The following is a 15,596-nucleotide window of genomic DNA, read 5'->3' as shown; positions in this document are numbered from 1 at the left end:
TTATCCTCCACCGCTCAGGAGCTCAAGCGGAATAGCTGTGATCGAGACGACAAACGCAATCAAGAGAATCAGCAGCACAAGGATGTTGAGCCAGGGCTTATTGATTTTGTCGCCTAGATATTGTCGATTGTTCATGATGATCAAAAATGGTAGTAATGAAAGGGGCAGAAACAGGGCGATAATAGTTGAGGCAAAAAGTGCCAGCTGCAAGGGCTCAATACCGATAAGATTGATGAGCAAGGCGATGACCAGAAACAGTACGAGGATCAGGTTGAAATGGGCCGCCTCAACCGGTTTCTTGTTTTCTCCCCACGGCCAACCGAAGCCCTGCGCTACGTTATAAGAGAGCGCCAGCACACACTCTAGCGCCGCGCCAAGACAGGTCACAAAGAGGATACAGGCAAAGATAAGCGATCCTATTTTGCCAAAGGGGGTTGCCAGTGTCAGACCAATCTCACCCAGCGTGCTCGCCTGTATATTCTGTGGCTGCAAGACAATCGCGGACATGATCACAATCGTGATTGAGCCCAGGCTTCCAAAGCCCATACCGGCGAAGGCCGTAATACGATTGAGCAAGAGCGACTTGCCGGACCATCCTTCCTCGCGTGTGCCTGACGAATAGAAGTAGAGCAGGTAGGGACTGATCGTGGCTCCAAGGATGGCCGCGACAAGATAGAAATAGTCAGCTAGCTCACCTGGCTTGATCACCGGCTTCCAGAGGGTCTGCACGGTTTCCTGGGATGGGCCGCCCATCACAAAGACGCCCACCAGAAACGCTAACATGAGCATGCCGAAGATGGCCGGGCCATTCTCAATCCAATCAAAGGGTGCCCGCCATGCCATCAAGAACACAATCACTACGGCCACGGGGAAGAGGATGTGCCAGGAGAGGCCTGTGACGAGCGAGAGAGCAATCGCCATACCACCCAATTCCGCCGTTAACAGTAGTCCCTCGGCAATGATTTCACTGATCAGCGGAAAGAGATAAAAGCGGAAGCCCAATTCCTCACGGATCGCAGCGGCATAGGGCTTCTGGGAGACCGCCGTGAAGCGACCAACCATCTCAACCAGCAGAATCGCCATCACTGTCGCCAGCAGAATTGCCCAGATCAAGCCCAGGCCGAACTTTGCCCCCGCTTCACCAGAGGTCGCAATCGTCCCGGCATCCAGAAATCCTCCGATGGCGGTGACAATCCCAAGTGTTATCGAGAGCCATTTCTTCATTATTCACCCGCCTTCAGAAAGGCCTGACTGGCCTGGTTTAGCGCTGTAATTTGCGCCTGCCAGTGACAGGCAGCCTCCAGGCAGGGATGATTAATGGCCTGCATAGCAGGCTGATAGAGCTTTAATAATTCCTGGATCGTTCGGTTGTCGGGGGCACCAGCCCGGGCTGATAACTGTTGATCGACATTTTGCAACTGGCTCTGATAGCTCTGAAACGCGGATCTGGCATAGGTGGCGGTTACACTCCCCTTATGCGCATAGTCCAACGTCATGGCGGCGGCTGCAAAGCTTGAACCGGTATTGCCTGCCATCAGTGCAAAGGCAGATTGCTTGAACTGGCAGCCGGTTGTGATCAGTAGCAGCGCGCACAATGGAAGGAGAACCACTAGATGGGTATACCTTGAAGGTTTGTGATGCTGAGGCGTTGTCGTTTGAACTACTGATAGTCCTGTAATTTGGATCATATATCGTTCCCTGTACATAGGCGCAATTTATCCCCTGGCGTCTATTGCTAGTTGTCTTCTTGAGGCACGTATGAGCATGCATAAAAGGTTCATTTATAGCCTGAGACAGGGCACAAAATAGGAGCAATAGGGGAATCTCACTCTTCCTTTGCTGTGTCTGATGCATCTTCCTGGCCCGCAATCCCACTGCCAGATGTTCAGCTTGTTAACATGTTGATACTATTTGCATCCAGTCATTTCGCTGGTCCGTACAAAATATAGCGCTTCTCCATATGAAGACCCGTCATGTTTTGCCGCTGGACCTATAAGATTAGAGGAACGAACTCTTTTACGCCTCCTACGACCTATCCTTATGGCATAGAGTGAACAGACTGGCAGGAATTTGAACGCGGCATGAAAAAAGATGGATTGAGGTGTTTTGTGTTGCAGCGTATGTTTTTGAAGCGATGGATTGGAGCCACGTATGCTATTGGAGTATCTTGCCAGGTTTCTTGCCGGCGGTCTTCTCGTCTGTATTTTTGCGCTGATATCCCAGATCTGCCAGCCGAAGCAATTTGGCGGCTTTTTTTCTGCGGCCCCTTCTGTCTTCATGGCGGGATTGGTGATTACGCTCTGTACGAAAGGCGCGGCCCATGCGACTCTTACCGCGCAAGGGGCTATTGCGGGCGCGGTCGGCATGATTTTTTATTGTCTCGTAGCAACACCAGCCATCAAGCGCTATAAGCTTTTCCCTGGCTTAATGGGATCACTGGCTGGCTGGTTTGTGGTGGCATTTGGCACCTTTGCTGTCCTACGTTTCATGCTGGGCTGGTAATCTGACTGAATAGCGAGCAGTAGGACCTTGCCAGGATCATACAGGATGTGCTGTGCCATGGTTCCTGGTTGTGCAAATTTGGAGGAGCATGCTATGTGGAAGGTTGATTTTTCACAGTTAAGACATATTCAATGGAAAGATTACGCCATTCGCTTCCTCTTTGGAGGAATTATTTCGGTCATCGCGGCCCTTATCGGCCATTGGATCAATCCCCGCATCGGAGGAATTTTTACCGCCTTTCCCGCAATCCTGCTGGCGAGCCTGACCATTATTCGTCGCCAGGATGGGAAGCATGATGCTGAAGCAGATGCGCGTGGAGGCATCATTGGCGCGATCTCATTTGTCCTGACGGCAATATTTGTCAGCGTCACGCTGGGCGTGATGGCGGGAACTGTCTCTTTGCTGTTAGGACTCGTGCTCTGGTTTGTCTGTGGCATAGCTCTCTACGCCATATGCTTCAAAGCCAAATTGTTGAAAGTGAATAGAGGATAGTCGTGGAAGTACTATTGGAAGCATAGTGAGACACGCTTGCCAGCCAGTGAGCAGCAAGATCCCGATGGGAGTGGGAATTAAACACTATCTGTGGATAGGCAATCCATATGTACAGATCTAATACCTTTTCATGTTCATTCTCGCTCTGATGAGAGAATACTCGGCTTTGCGTATTCTGCCAAACGACCTATGATACGCGTTTAGCACACATTCCTGGCGTTACATAACGGATATGATCTCGTTATTCACATAGATACATATTTATTGTTATACAGCGCTCCTCTCACTTTTTATGAGTTCGTAAGCGAAGATGCTGACGGAAATGCTTTTGGGAGAGAAATGTGCTTCAGTGTGCCTCTTGCCTTGTTCTCGAAAGGGATGTCGCATGAAACTTCGCCAGTGGCCTTTCCGTCGTCGCCAGACAGTTATTTTTACTCCTGATCATTCATCAACTCCGCCAGAACCGCACCTAACGGTTCCACGTTCTATCGATGATCGTGCTCGCCTGACGGATACTCCTTATTTTTTACCCAAAGATGCGCAAGAAGATACGCGTCTCAATTTTCAACATCGCGCCCTTTATGCCGCTATCGGTAATCATTATCTCGCGCCGCTGGCACCCGAGACGGATACCATTCTCGATGTGGGCACCGGCACAGGTATCTGGCCGGTTGAGATGAGCCGCCTCTTTCCAAAGGCGCATACAGTCGGATTGGATGTTTCTTCCTCTTCCTTTCAATTTCCTTCGACGGCTGCTTATACTTTCATGATCGCGGATATCTTGAAGGGATTGCCCTTTCCTGAGAAGCAGTTTGCCTTTGTTCATCAGCGGTTACTGGTTGCCGCAATCCCGACCGCTGACTGGCCGGCTGTGATCCAGGAGCTTATTCGCGTGACGCGTCCCGGGGGCTGGATAGAGATTCTGGAGATTGGGGTGACCATTAAGAATGCAGGACCAGAAACGGCGCGCTTGCTTGAATGGATGGGAAATCAGAGCAAACAACGCGGCTTCGATATGGGGATGGTCTCTCAATTAGGGATGCTCCTGGTTGAGGCGGGAGTGCAGGATGTTGAGATACAAAACATTCCCGCGCCGCTTGGTGCCTGGGGCGGGCATGTGGGATCAATGCTCAAAGCCAATGTTATAAGTGCCTTTAATGCGCTCAAAGGTGTCTATTGCATACAGGCAAATATACTTCCCGAGCAGTTTGATGCCTGGGTTCAGAGTGTAGCCGAGGAATGGGAAACACTGCATGCCTCCTACGTCTTTCACGCCGCCTATGGAAGAAGAGCTTCTTCCTTATGAACACAGCACCGCTTCCGATCAGCTTTCACATGACACCAACACAAGCTCGGAAACTGGTCACCTATATTCAATCCTATCGTCGTCTGGCCTGGGAAAACACCGTGCCATCCGCGGAGCGCAATGCCACGCTTCGCTTGTTGCAAGCTGTCCAGGGAAAACTCCTGAGTACCATCGATCAACAAAACACAACCATCACCATCATGCTCACCATCAACACTGATGAACTATTGGCACTGAACATAATGGTAGATGCCTTACGCAAGTTCTACGCATCCAATCCAATGATAGGCGAGCGAAATACCATCATCGCCGATCTCAACGGCCTGAAAACATCCTTAGAACGAAGCCAGTAGCCTCCATCAAACTTGAGGGTGAAAGTGGGGGTTGCGACCTCGGCACGCACCTACAATTCCCTTCGTCATGCTCACCAATTGCGATCTGTTCATCGCTTATCTGCGTTCGGGTTGTTCGCGTTGTTGCACCATCCATTCTCGTTCTTTGAGCGATATTGTCTGGAAGGATGGAGAGCCAGCCTCCAAAGCTTAAAGCTTGAAAAACGTTATAGATGTTTATGAGTTTGTTATTCGATTATAATAAAAGAAGAAGTGTATATTCTGCTTGCTCATGCAGCAAGTTTTCTTTAAGGAGATGCGATTTTATGTACTTCGTTCCTTATAGCTTCAAGTTCGCTGGAAAACGTGCTCTGTATGGATTAGCTTCTCTACTTATGCTTGTGTTGATGCTAGCACAGGCATCCCACGCTTTTGCCAGTGCGCCAGTCACTCATAGTGGTCATTCGCCCGCTAGTCAGGATATGCAGAACAGCCAGATGAGGATGCGACCAGCGCAACTGGAGGCAAACTTCTTCATCTTTACAGGTTCACACACCTACATAACCTACAACCAGGTAAGCGCGCAACTCTCCTATCAGGGTTCACAGGGCAAGCAGACGTGGAATGGGAGCAATATAGGCGTGCAGGATAGTTCACTCGGAACCCTGATCACTGTCTACTTCCCTGGTAATCCCGATGTTGGCATCGTAGCGCTCACGCTTCTCTTGCCGCCCATCGACCTCATAAGCGCTGTTCCAGCCCACTTTGAGACTCTTGGCATATATGTCCACCACCGGGGATTCATCCTTTTACCGCCAGCCCGGCTCACCTATAGCACCATCGCGCTGCGCGGCACCGCCCAACACATCCTCTAGACCCAAAAACCACCGTAACGGGAGAGCCCACGTAGCGGCCCCCGTTCTACGGGGGAGTGGACGACATTTGTGTCCGACTCCACCCCTGAAAAGCAATACCGCTTCAATAAAATAATTTGGGGAAAAACACGAATGAGGGAGAACGTAGGTCACAGCCGAGGTGCGCTTTCCCCTTGCTCGCACCGACATCTCGCTCCAACGCTCTGTGACGGGCATGATGGTTGCGGTACGGATGAGCCTACGGGAGAACATATCGTACGATGAACGGGAAAGCGCACTTCTCCATCATGATTTTTTTGTTTTAGCGATATTGCCTGTGAAGGGTGTTCGCTACGTTGTTTTGCTGTTTCGTCTCTATGGATGAGATTTGGGGATATTCAGAATTTTTTGTCTGTTGCGTTCATTATTGCTCATAGGGCCGTGTGGCCTGGCTGATAGGTGCCGGTAGAGAGCGTGGCGAGGTCTTCACGGAGCTTGAGTAAGGCCAGTTCTTTGCCTTTACATTCGAGCATGACGTCGTAATCCGACATGGCGACGCTGGCGCTGAATGCGATGAAGGCGGGTGCCTCGATGAAGGCGCTGTGCGCTCCTGGCCGTTTGGCTGGATCTTGTTGTGAATAGTGGAGTTTGGGTCTGCTTCCATGCCAGGTTGCCAGGATGCGTTGCCAGGGCAGTTCGGCGAATGGCTCATGGCCGAGGATCTGATGATGAAGGCTATCTACGATTAGCGGGATGCCGGTCTCTTCGCAGATAGGCAAGAGGTCCGCTACCGACCAGGCGCGCTCATCATTCTCCAGGCGGATATGGCGAAAGATATCTGCAGGTAAAGAAAGAAGATTACGGACAATACGAGCAGATGTGGCAGGACGATCATTATACACGCCACCGCCATGTAATACCATATCTCCATCGATGCCCAGGCGTTCCATCAGATCGCTGTGATAGCGCAAGTCTTTGAGACTATTCTTCCAGATTGCCCCCTGGGCCGAGGGCAGGGTAAAGTGGCCGGGATGGGTTGAGAGGCGCATTCCTGTTGCGAAGGCGGCAATCTCTTGCTGATAGGGAAAATCGATCTGCGCGAGATCGACGCTGTCATGAGAACCGAACGGCACCAGTTCTGACGAGAGACGATACATCAGAATGTCATGCTCACGATTCCACTGCAAAATTTCGGCCAGCAAGCTGAAATTCTCATTGACCAACTGTTGCAAATATGGCATCCCCTGTGCCTGTAAAGTTGCCAGGCGCAAGGTATGGAAGGTCCGCTCAAGGGTCAAATTGATACAGGCATAGCCCAGCTTCATATCTTCTTCCTTCTTTCTTTCCTTCCTTCCTTCAGCGTACGACTGTATTGGTATCAGAATAGAGACGCCTGACAGCAAGAGTTTGAGTCAACCTGCCCACAATCTTGTCTGCATCATCTATGTTTCTCAGCTCACTCAGCAGGATGGGGCGCGTAATGTCGCGCGTGCGGGCATCCAGACGTATAGAGGGAATGGGTTGATGTGATATGCTAACAAAAGAACTTTGTTCTTATATATCTCTTCCTTTCCTCTATAAAGGTTTTGTAGAGGGCGAGGGATGGTTAGAGAAAGGATTTTCTGGATGCAGCAACAAAGTCGTTCCGAAGGTGAATTTTCAGCGTATCGTTTCCAAACTATCGAGCAGACGCTTCAAACTTTCCAGTGGTTCGCTTCTATGCGCTCCAACCAGCCAGTGGTCTATGATCCACAATCCAGGCTCTGGCAGGTGTTTCGCTATGAGGATGTCAATCAGGTGGTGACCGATTATAGCCACTTCTCATCTGAGTCGATCCCTGGTTTCTCGGAAAACAGCTTTCTGAATGGGACCGTGGTGGCTACCGATCCGCCTGATCATCGCAAGTTGCGCAATCTGGTTAATCAGGCGTTTACGCCGCGTGCGGTGAACCATCTTTCGGGCCGTGTGACTGAGATCGCTCAGGAGCTTATCAATGTTGCCCTGCCGACGGGTCGCATGGATGTTGTGGCGGATATAGCCTTTCCTTTTCCTGCCAGGGTGATTGCGCAACTGCTGGGTGTCCCCGATGAGGATTGGGATGTCTTCCGGCGCTGGGTTAGCGAGGAGGAAAATACCGGGCAGCCTGTGACGCTGGGTACGGTGATCCAGTCGCGTCAGTCGATGGAGGCGCATAGGTATGCTTTCTTCTCTCGCCTGCTCAAGGAGCGCCGCACCGCTTCACGGGACGACCTGATCAGTAGCCTGAGTGTGGCCGAGATCGATGGTGAACGCTTAAGTGAGCGTGAATTGATCAGCTTCTGTATCCTTTTGCTGGCGGCGGGACAAGAGACGACCAAGAACTTGATTGCCAATGCTCTGTACCTGTTCACCGAATATCCTGCTGTGGCCGAGCAGTTGCGCCAGGAGCCGGAGCTGATGCCTAACGCCATCGAAGAGATTCTGCGCTTCCTGCCGCCTGTCTGGTTCACCATGCGCCGTACCACCAGCGAGGTTGAGCTGAGTGGACAAAAGATTCCCGCCAATGCTATTGTGCTGGCCTGGAATGCCTCCGCCAACCGTGATCCGGCCCAGTTTCCCGATCCAGACCACTTCAATATCCAGCGAGAACCCAACCGGCATCTCACCTTCGGCCACGGCATCCACTTCTGTATTGGAGCGCCCCTGGCCCGCCTGGAAGCCAGGATAGTTTTACCCATGCTGCTCGCTCAGCTCAAAAACATCAAGCGCGTGCCTGATGTCCCCATCAACGTACGTACGGGCATCGTCTACGTCATCCAATCGCTTCCCATCACCTTCAACTAGCGCCAGCCCCGGCTTCAATCCATGCGCTATGGTGAGATCAACGTTCCTGGGACGTGTCACCGCTTTGATCTCACCACGGTGCAAGAGGATCGTCTGCTTCCATCCGTGAAGGGCAATACCGCTTCAATCCGGAGAAGGGATGGTGCCACAACGCGAACAACCCGAACGCAGACAAGCGATGAACAGACCGCAATTGGTGAGCATGATGAAGGGAAATGTAGGTGCGTGCCGAGGTTGCGACCTCGGCACGCACCTACATTTCTCCATCGAGATTCTCGTTATTGAAGCGGTATTGCCCGGGCAGGGAGGACTCATCATCCTCCTGCCCGCTGCTTTAGCGGCGTTGTACGCGCAGAGAAGTGAGCGCATCGGTGCCCACAGCAAGCGTAGAGAGATTCGGCACGTTGGCGGTGACGGTAGAGGATGTGTTCCGATACTGCGAATCCTTATAAAGAATCGCCGTGTACGGTCCGACAATGCGGATAGAAGAGGCCACGTCATTGCCAACGGTAGTTTGGGCGAAGTCAGGTATGTCGGTGGTGAAGTTCTCGCACACACCGCGATAATTGCTATCCCGATAGACGTAAACACCATCACCCACGCAGGCGTTCCCCGTCGCGCTTGTGGTTGGCGTGGGCGAAGCAGGTGGGATCGCTGTTTGTGCCACTGCTGTGCCAGCAAGTACAGTCGGTGTGCTACCGCTACCCTGCGGTGGAACCGTAAAGGATGAGGATGAATTGGGATCGATCACAAACGTGGTGACCGAGAAGGGCGGCAGCGTCGCGCTGAAGCCTCCATTGTTGATCGTCAATGTGTTGAGCAAGCGCGGGGCAGCTGTGAGCGCGATGGATTGATCTTTGCGCCATTGCGCGACGGTGCCTGTTGAGAGGCCCTGAAGCTGGAATTTTCCAGTCTGTGTCGCCGTGGCACTGGTATTGATCACCACAATGTTTTTGTCATTATCCGAAGCATAGACCTCAACATTGGGGAGGGTGGATGTTGCCTGCACCATCACCGTTCCAAAGCGACGGAAGAGGTTTTCACCCGTATACATCCCCAGCGCATGATACATAGGTGTTGTTTGATCGAGGGAGCCACCGGGCAGTTCCGTACCCATCTTGAGCAGTAAATTCCCCTTATCGGCATAGACCAGATCGATGGCCCCGGCACGTAAAATATGTCCTATCGTCGAAGCGCCCCAGACATTGGTAAACTGGGTATATTCAAGTAAATGCCCATCTGAATCCAGATCCCACTCGCCCACCTCAATCTCAATTGATGAGGCGCGCTGAGGAACAATCTCACGTACATAGCGGTATAAATTGTTGATATCGGTTTCATATTGTGCTGTCTTGGCGAAGAGAGCAGGATATGATAGCTGTTGCGTCGCGCCCTGTGCATAGCCATGGAAATCCAGGAAATCGACGCGACTCCCTGAGATTTTCAGGAATGTTTGCAGGAAACCAGGATCGTACCAGGCCAGTGTTGGACCACCGATGAGAATAGTAGGATCAACCGCCTTCATCGCATCATAGGTAACATTAAAGTTCTGGCTATAGGTCGTCCCATTCTGACCATGCATATTGGGCTCATTGATGCCGCCGAGCCAGCGCTTCACATAATTATGCGTATCTTTATTGAAATGTTTCACCAGCGCGGGCAAGTCGCCGGGATTGACTGGATCTTCAAGTACCGGCTCTGCGCCCAGTGCCTTGATCGCATTCACCCAGGCGTCGCCGCTCCAGCGCGTATCACAGCCGTGTGCGCCGCAGATCAGCGGACTGCGTGGATTGCCCGCTATGGCATAGCGGAGATTGATGCGCATATATCTTGTTCCCAGCGTGCGTAGCCGCTGTTGCTGCAAAGGATCATTGATAAGCACATTGGGCGCGCCATAGGCGCTTTCATCCACTCCACCGACCGCCAAAGGATCAAGCGTGCGAATCTGGTGGGTATAATCAATCGTAATATTAGCATCCGACCCTCCCAGAAAAGCTGAGGCCGAGACACGTATGACCACAAGAATGATGAGTGGAATAATAACAATCATCAAAGCGAGCAGACGAAAAATCGGACGCTTATAAAAGCGCTCGCGGTTGTGCATGAAATCTCCTTTTAGAATTCTCGTGAAGCACAAAAATGCCAGAAAAAGCCGAGTTTACCTGTTCCAATTATAGTAATACAGGCAGAAAGAGATCAAATAACCAGAAAATATGGCTACTCTCCTGGAAGGATAGAGAGCCAGTTTCTCAGCTCTCCGTCCTTACGGGTGAAAGCGGGGCGCAGGGGCGGCAGCCCATGACGGAGCGCGAGGTGCCCTCGCAAACTCCCCCTCCTCTCAATCCCCCTGAAGGATAGAGAGCCTGCTTCTCTTTTATAAGAGTAATATAAAGAAGTATTAATACAGATTTAGCACTGTTTTAACAGAGAACTGTTATACTACTTACTGTTTAGATTTCTGTGATTTTACACTTCTTATAAAGAAAAAAGGAAACGTATGAAAAAGACCTGGCGTACAACCTCTATTTATGCTGCGTTGGGGATTGCTATTATTGCTGTTACCCTCTTCGCAACCTCCGGTGTTTTCGCATCGGCACCGGTTAGCAGTGATCTCACTGCGAACAAAGCGACAACGACGCCTATTCAACATATTGTCGTTATCTTCCAGGAAAATGTCTCTTTTGATCACTACTTTGGTACTTATCCGAATGCGACCAATCCAGCGGGTGAGCCAGCCTTTCATGCCAGCGCGAGCACGCCGAGCGTAAATGGTCTGAGCGAGAACCTGTTGACCAATAATCCAAATGCTGCCAATCCCAGCCGTCTGGATCGCTCACAGGCGCTGACCTGCGACCAGGACCATGGTTATACCGATGAGCAGAAGGCCTATGATAGTGGTTTGGCCGACAAGTTTGTGCAGTATGGTAGTGGTGGTTCCTGTCCCAATAAGAATATCGTCATGAATTACTATGATGGCAACACGGTCACCGGGCTCTGGAACTACGCTCAGCATTATGCCTTGAGCGATAATTCCTTTGGCACAACCTTTGGTCCATCAACCCCTGGTGCGCTAAACCTGATCTCTGGTCAGACGCATGGTGCTGTCGCGGCTACACAGCTCAGCAGTGTTACCAATGGTACGATGATTGGCGACGCTGATCCTCAATATGATGACTGTTCAGCCACCAATGGCAATGTTGCCGGGATGACCGGGCAAAATGTCGGTGATCTGCTGAACGCAAAAAATATTACCTGGGGCTGGTTCCAGGGTGGTTTCAGACCATCTGCCACCACTAATGGAGTCGCAACCTGTGGTACAACCCACACCAATATCGGTGGTGTGGCTGTAAGAGACTACAGCCCGCATCACGAGCCATTCCAATACTACAAATCCACCGCGAACCCGCATCACCTGGCGCCCTCTTCACCCGGCAAGATCGGTCAAACCGATCAGGCCAACCATCAATACGATCTTCAGGACTTCTGGACCGCCGTGAACAATGGTCACATGCCAGCGGTGAGCTATCTAAAAGCTTCTGAGTACCAGGATGGACATGCCGGTTATTCAGATCCCCTGGATGAGCAAACCTTCCTGACCACCACGATCAACCAGCTTCAGAAGAGCCCTGATTGGAAAAACACCGCGGTTGTCATTTCTTATGACGACTCGGATGGTTGGTATGATCATGTCCTGGGACCCATCGTAAGCCAATCGAACAGTAGTGCGGACGCTCTGACCGGGACTGGATTGTGTGGGACCGCCCAGGCTGGTGCCTATGAGGATCGTTGCGGTTACGGTCCACGCTTACCGTTGATGGTCATCTCCCCTTACGCTAAAAAGAACTACATTGATCATTCAGTAACCGACCAATCCTCCATCCTGCGCTTTATCGAGGACAACTGGAAACTTGGTCGTATCGGAGATCAGTCGTTCGATGCGCGTGCTGGTACGCTGAACAACATGTTCAATTTCGCTGCCGATCCCCGTGCTAGCGAGCACCTGTTCCTGGATCCCAACACTGGCGAAATCGTCCATGGCGGGAAATAGGTAAGAGCGAGCGAACTCTTTTCCATATGCACAGGAAAGCATGCCTACATTGATATGTTGGCATGCTTTCTCGTTGTTTTGACTGCCCATTACATCCTGGAGAAAGGCCCCATCCACAGTGAACGATCAACATCATGACAGCCCTTCATCAGCAATCTTATTGGGGGGCTGACACTATCTAAGAGTGTGTCAGCCCCCCAATACCATCGGGATCTTGCTGTTCACCTGCTGGCAGGCGCGTGCGCGCCTGCACCCTTTTTATTATGTGATGTAGAAAAGGTTCGAAGAAACTTTTCTACATCACATAATAAAAATCTGTTTGAGCACCGCAGGTGCGAAAACTCATGCACAGAGACTGTGGAGACCACGGGAGGCTGACACTCTCTTAGAGCTCAACTTGGTATAAATGGTAATCAAAAACAATCTCCTCCAGGTGGTGGTTATGATTAAACTTGTAGCTTTCATTATCCCAGAAGTGAAATTCCTGAAAATTATCATTGTATGCTTATTGTGTTATAAATATCGCAATGGTATAGTTTTCGGAGTCGAGTGTTCTGCCAGTCTGATGTGAAGCAAAGGATGTAGAGGATGGTCGGGATATCCCAATTCTCACCCGTCTCGTCTCTACGGGTGGGAACTGGTGTACGGCCTCTGCGCATGAGCATTGGAATGTCCTGAAGGATCGCAATAAAGGAGTTAGGAAGATGGTTGAAGTGTTGTGCGATATCGATGGTCCTCTGGCATGGGGAAACCAGCAAAGCTTATTCCAGACGTACGATGACTATTTTAAGCTCAATTTAAGTAAAGAACAGTTGAAAACAGTCAATTCCATTGATGAATTTGAAGCCCTCCCTGAAATGGTGGCCTTCAAAAGTCGTGTTGGACCGGTCAAATATAACTTTTTAAAGCAAGTGGTTGTGCTTGATCCACAATTGTTGCGCTCCGCCAACGTGATCAGTGACGCTGTTGAGGGCGTCAATCTCCTCGCTACCCATGGTCAGGCGGGATACTGTACGGCCCGTCGGGGCATGAATGAGCGCTGGACCGCTGATGTCAAAAAAGCTACCCGTGCCTGGTTACAGGACAAATCCTTTCCTCATTATAAGCGCGTCACTTTTTGTGAAGGGCCGGAGGGCAAGCTAGCCTTTATTGCCAGCAAGCTGATCGCATCTCCACAGCACATTATTGTCCTGATTGACGATTTGTATGAGAAGATGATCTGTTTGTTTAAAACCCTGGCAGATCAAGAGCAGGAAGTATTGTCACAACGCTTTATTCTTGGCGCATATGGCTCTGGTCCCTGCGCAACATTTGATATCCCTTTCAAGGTAATCCCACTTCACTCTTGGAAGGATGCGGATGCGTTTGTATGTGAATTAAAAGGATGCAGCTTATGGCACACAAAAAGAAAAAAGATGAGGGAGCGAAGGAATATGTCAAAAAAGTAATCGACAATCCAAATCTGGAGAAAGAGCTACAAATCACCGGCAGCAAATATAAGATCCCCGTTACACCGAAGCCTGGACAGGACACAGGTGACAACACCACGAATACAAACAACGAGCAGTCAAACAAGCACTAGCGCGCCTGCATCCCTGGAAAAGGGATGCAGGCAGAGTTGCAACAACTAATCTCTTGTCATATGGTATTCGCCTGCCTGCTATTTCACCGTTTTGAGAGGAAACAGGATCAAGGCAGCCAGCACACTCACGCTGGCTGCTACCGCAAAGAGGAGCGAGAAGTTGTTATGAAATGTATTCAGGACAAATCCCCCGATCAGTGGACTGATGATCAAGGGAAGAAAAATGGCGGTATACATGATCCCGACATGCATGCCGCGATTGGCTTCTGAGCGCGATACGCGAAAGATCAGCAGAATATCCACGCCCAGATAGAGGCCAAAGCCACTTCCAAAGAGAATGGCCGCCACTATGAGCGCGGGCCAGCTATGGATAGCCACAATCAGGAAGAGGCCAACCGCCATCAGGATAGCTCCGCCGATCACAAAGGGTTTCAGGCGTCCAATGCTCTGGGCCAGACGACCGGCCAGGAACGCCGTCACTATCAGGCAGGCTGTGGATAGCAATTGGAATGTCGTCACCCCATGGGCTGCCTCGCTCGCTGAAAAATGGAGCACCCCTCGCAAATAGAAAAGGGTGTAGGCACCTAAAATGGTAAACGCTAAATAGACAAGAACACGAGAGAGCAGGACGAAGGAAAACTCGCGGGATTGGAGCGGCTGGAAGAATTCACGCATGCGAAATGGTGAACGTTGCTGTGCTTGTCCCTCCAATCCCTTTTCCTTGAGATCCTGCGCGAGTGGTTCCCTGGGAACGGGTAGGAATAGTGCGACAATCACAAGCGAAACAAGCGCCAGCAGGAAATAGCCTTGCGCGACGATCCTGGTATTGGTAAAGGTCGTGATCAGCAGCAGAGCAATCACTCCTCCCACATTGGGTCCAATGCCATTCAGCGACGAAATCAAATTCCGCTGCTTCTGCGCTATCTGGACCTGATCGGGGATCAACGCAGTCACCGCCGAGAGCACAATGTCGATACCGATCTGAGCCAGAATCTCGCCAACAAGCAAGAAGGGAATGGTGGTCGCAATAGCCATGCCACAGAGACCAAGCACCGCAACCACAATCCCTGGCGCAATACAGGGTCGACGGCGACCCCAGCGCGTTATCACACGGTCACTTATCGCCCCTGTCAGTGGGGCTGCGATGAAGCCTGCCAGGGCACCAATCGTTGCCACCAGCGTGAATGACGTATTGATCGTATGCGGAGCAAGGAGACTGATCTGAAGTGGAAGCAGAAGTTGCTTGATCGCCACATTAGATCCGGCGACCAGACTTGCCAGACCAAAGCCTGAGACAGTAATGACTTTGCGCAGAGGATGGCCGGGAACGCTGTCCTCATCCACCAGTGGAGAAGTCGTTACATGATCATTCCCAATTATATCAATCTGATCCGTTTGCTGGAATGAAGAAAGGACAGGAATCTCTTCTGTATTTTTTGAAGCTGATGGTACGGTCAGGGGAAGCGCATTTTCGCCCTGTTCCTTTTCAACTCCAATTCCTACTTCTTCAGATGTAGGCAAGATAGACTCATCCATGATAGCTCCTTTTACGTGAACACCTTTTCTAATCCGTTATATCTGTTATTGCACTTCACAACGTGTAAGGGTTCCAGGTGTTCCTGGATGAAGCCCCCAACCCAACGCGAGTAGAGGGGAG

Annotated in this window: 13 protein-coding genes; 8 read left to right on the top strand and 5 right to left on the bottom strand. The window is 50.9% G+C overall.

Going from position 1 to position 15,596, the window contains the following annotated elements:
* Together F1593_RS19240 and F1593_RS19235 are read right to left on the bottom strand one after the other, a co-directional pair.
* Nucleotides 1–1,224 (bottom strand): NRAMP family divalent metal transporter, encoded by a 1,224-nt coding sequence (locus F1593_RS19240; RefSeq protein ID WP_149403191.1) that lies wholly within the window; start codon nucleotides 1,222–1,224, stop codon nucleotides 1–3.
* The gene (locus F1593_RS19235) at nucleotides 1,224–1,688 is read right to left on the bottom strand and encodes a hypothetical protein (protein ID WP_149403190.1); all 465 of its coding nucleotides are present in this window, start codon (nucleotides 1,686–1,688) and stop codon (nucleotides 1,224–1,226) included. The genes F1593_RS19240 and F1593_RS19235 overlap by 1 nt, the downstream gene beginning before the upstream one ends.
* A gap of 463 nt (nucleotides 1,689–2,151) precedes the next feature.
* On the opposite strand from F1593_RS19235, the gene F1593_RS19230 reads away from it, so the two are divergent.
* The 5 genes from F1593_RS19230 (at nucleotide 2,152) to F1593_RS19210 (ending at nucleotide 5,507) form a co-directional block, all read left to right on the top strand.
* Entirely contained in the window at nucleotides 2,152–2,502 is a 351-nt protein-coding gene (locus F1593_RS19230) for a DUF3147 family protein (RefSeq protein WP_149403189.1), read from the top strand.
* A gap of 93 nt (nucleotides 2,503–2,595) precedes the next feature.
* Nucleotides 2,596–2,994: a DUF3147 family protein gene (locus tag F1593_RS19225; RefSeq protein ID WP_172632259.1), complete on the top strand. Its 399-nt coding sequence runs from the start codon at nucleotides 2,596–2,598 to the stop codon at nucleotides 2,992–2,994.
* 385 nt (nucleotides 2,995–3,379) lie between these two features.
* Entirely contained in the window at nucleotides 3,380–4,300 is a 921-nt protein-coding gene (locus F1593_RS19220) for a class I SAM-dependent methyltransferase (protein ID WP_172632258.1), read from the top strand.
* Nucleotides 4,297–4,653: a hypothetical protein gene (locus F1593_RS19215; protein ID WP_149403186.1), complete on the top strand. Its 357-nt coding sequence runs from the start codon at nucleotides 4,297–4,299 to the stop codon at nucleotides 4,651–4,653. Before F1593_RS19220 ends, F1593_RS19215 begins: the two co-directional genes overlap by 4 nt.
* Nucleotides 4,654–4,958: 305 nt before the next feature.
* Nucleotides 4,959–5,507, top strand: coding sequence for a hypothetical protein (locus F1593_RS19210; protein WP_149403185.1), 549 nt, complete (start codon nucleotides 4,959–4,961; stop codon nucleotides 5,505–5,507).
* A gap of 410 nt (nucleotides 5,508–5,917) precedes the next feature.
* Here F1593_RS19210 and uvsE read toward each other — a convergent pair whose 3' ends face one another.
* Nucleotides 5,918–6,811: a UV DNA damage repair endonuclease UvsE gene (gene uvsE / locus F1593_RS19205; RefSeq protein WP_149403184.1), complete on the bottom strand. Its 894-nt coding sequence runs from the start codon at nucleotides 6,809–6,811 to the stop codon at nucleotides 5,918–5,920.
* Nucleotides 6,812–7,112: 301 nt separating this feature from the next.
* On the opposite strand from uvsE, the gene F1593_RS19200 reads away from it, so the two are divergent.
* Entirely contained in the window at nucleotides 7,113–8,309 is a 1,197-nt protein-coding gene (locus F1593_RS19200) for a cytochrome P450 (RefSeq protein WP_172632257.1), read from the top strand.
* Between the two features lie 334 nt (nucleotides 8,310–8,643).
* On the opposite strand, the gene F1593_RS19195 is transcribed toward F1593_RS19200, so the two are convergent.
* Nucleotides 8,644–10,413 (bottom strand): GH39 family glycosyl hydrolase, encoded by a 1,770-nt coding sequence (locus F1593_RS19195; RefSeq protein WP_149403182.1) that lies wholly within the window; start codon nucleotides 10,411–10,413, stop codon nucleotides 8,644–8,646.
* A 393-nt stretch (nucleotides 10,414–10,806) separates the two neighbouring features.
* On the opposite strand from F1593_RS19195, the gene F1593_RS19190 reads away from it, so the two are divergent.
* Both F1593_RS19190 and F1593_RS19185 read left to right on the top strand, forming a co-directional pair.
* Nucleotides 10,807–12,357, top strand: a complete 1,551-nt coding sequence (locus F1593_RS19190) for a phospholipase C (protein WP_149403181.1) — start codon at nucleotides 10,807–10,809, stop codon at nucleotides 12,355–12,357.
* Nucleotides 12,358–13,061: 704 nt separating this feature from the next.
* On the top strand, nucleotides 13,062–13,805 hold the full coding sequence (locus tag F1593_RS19185) for a hypothetical protein (RefSeq protein ID WP_149403180.1): 744 nt from the start codon (nucleotides 13,062–13,064) through the stop codon (nucleotides 13,803–13,805).
* 212 nt (nucleotides 13,806–14,017) lie between these two features.
* Here F1593_RS19185 and F1593_RS19175 read toward each other — a convergent pair whose 3' ends face one another.
* On the bottom strand, nucleotides 14,018–15,475 hold the full coding sequence (locus F1593_RS19175; protein WP_149403178.1) for an MFS transporter: 1,458 nt from the start codon (nucleotides 15,473–15,475) through the stop codon (nucleotides 14,018–14,020).
* Nucleotides 15,476–15,596 lie beyond the last annotated feature (121 nt).

It is taken from the genome of Dictyobacter arantiisoli (genome assembly GCF_008326305.1).
GTDB lineage: Bacteria > Chloroflexota > Ktedonobacteria > Ktedonobacterales > Ktedonobacteraceae > Dictyobacter > Dictyobacter arantiisoli.
Note: the sequence above shows the minus strand (reverse complement) of the source record. Positions and strands in the feature narration are given on the sequence as shown.

Excerpts from the sequence above, each read along its gene's own strand:
- F1593_RS19240 (WP_149403191.1), bottom strand. The coding sequence starts at position 1,224 with ATGAAGAAATGGCTCTCGATAACACTTGGGATTGTCACCGCCATCGGA.
- F1593_RS19235 (WP_149403190.1), bottom strand. The coding sequence starts at position 1,688 with ATGATCCAAATTACAGGACTATCAGTAGTTCAAACGACAACGCCTCAG.
- F1593_RS19230 (WP_149403189.1), top strand. The coding sequence starts at position 2,152 with ATGCTATTGGAGTATCTTGCCAGGTTTCTTGCCGGCGGTCTTCTCGTC.
- F1593_RS19225 (WP_172632259.1), top strand. The coding sequence starts at position 2,596 with ATGTGGAAGGTTGATTTTTCACAGTTAAGACATATTCAATGGAAAGAT.
- F1593_RS19220 (WP_172632258.1), top strand. The coding sequence starts at position 3,380 with ATGAAACTTCGCCAGTGGCCTTTCCGTCGTCGCCAGACAGTTATTTTT.
- F1593_RS19215 (WP_149403186.1), top strand. The coding sequence starts at position 4,297 with ATGAACACAGCACCGCTTCCGATCAGCTTTCACATGACACCAACACAA.
- F1593_RS19210 (WP_149403185.1), top strand. The coding sequence starts at position 4,959 with ATGTACTTCGTTCCTTATAGCTTCAAGTTCGCTGGAAAACGTGCTCTG.
- uvsE (WP_149403184.1), bottom strand. The coding sequence starts at position 6,811 with ATGAAGCTGGGCTATGCCTGTATCAATTTGACCCTTGAGCGGACCTTC.
- F1593_RS19200 (WP_172632257.1), top strand. The coding sequence starts at position 7,113 with ATGCAGCAACAAAGTCGTTCCGAAGGTGAATTTTCAGCGTATCGTTTC.
- F1593_RS19195 (WP_149403182.1), bottom strand. The coding sequence starts at position 10,413 with ATGCACAACCGCGAGCGCTTTTATAAGCGTCCGATTTTTCGTCTGCTC.
- F1593_RS19190 (WP_149403181.1), top strand. The coding sequence starts at position 10,807 with ATGAAAAAGACCTGGCGTACAACCTCTATTTATGCTGCGTTGGGGATT.
- F1593_RS19185 (WP_149403180.1), top strand. The coding sequence starts at position 13,062 with ATGGTTGAAGTGTTGTGCGATATCGATGGTCCTCTGGCATGGGGAAAC.
- F1593_RS19175 (WP_149403178.1), bottom strand. The coding sequence starts at position 15,475 with ATGGATGAGTCTATCTTGCCTACATCTGAAGAAGTAGGAATTGGAGTT.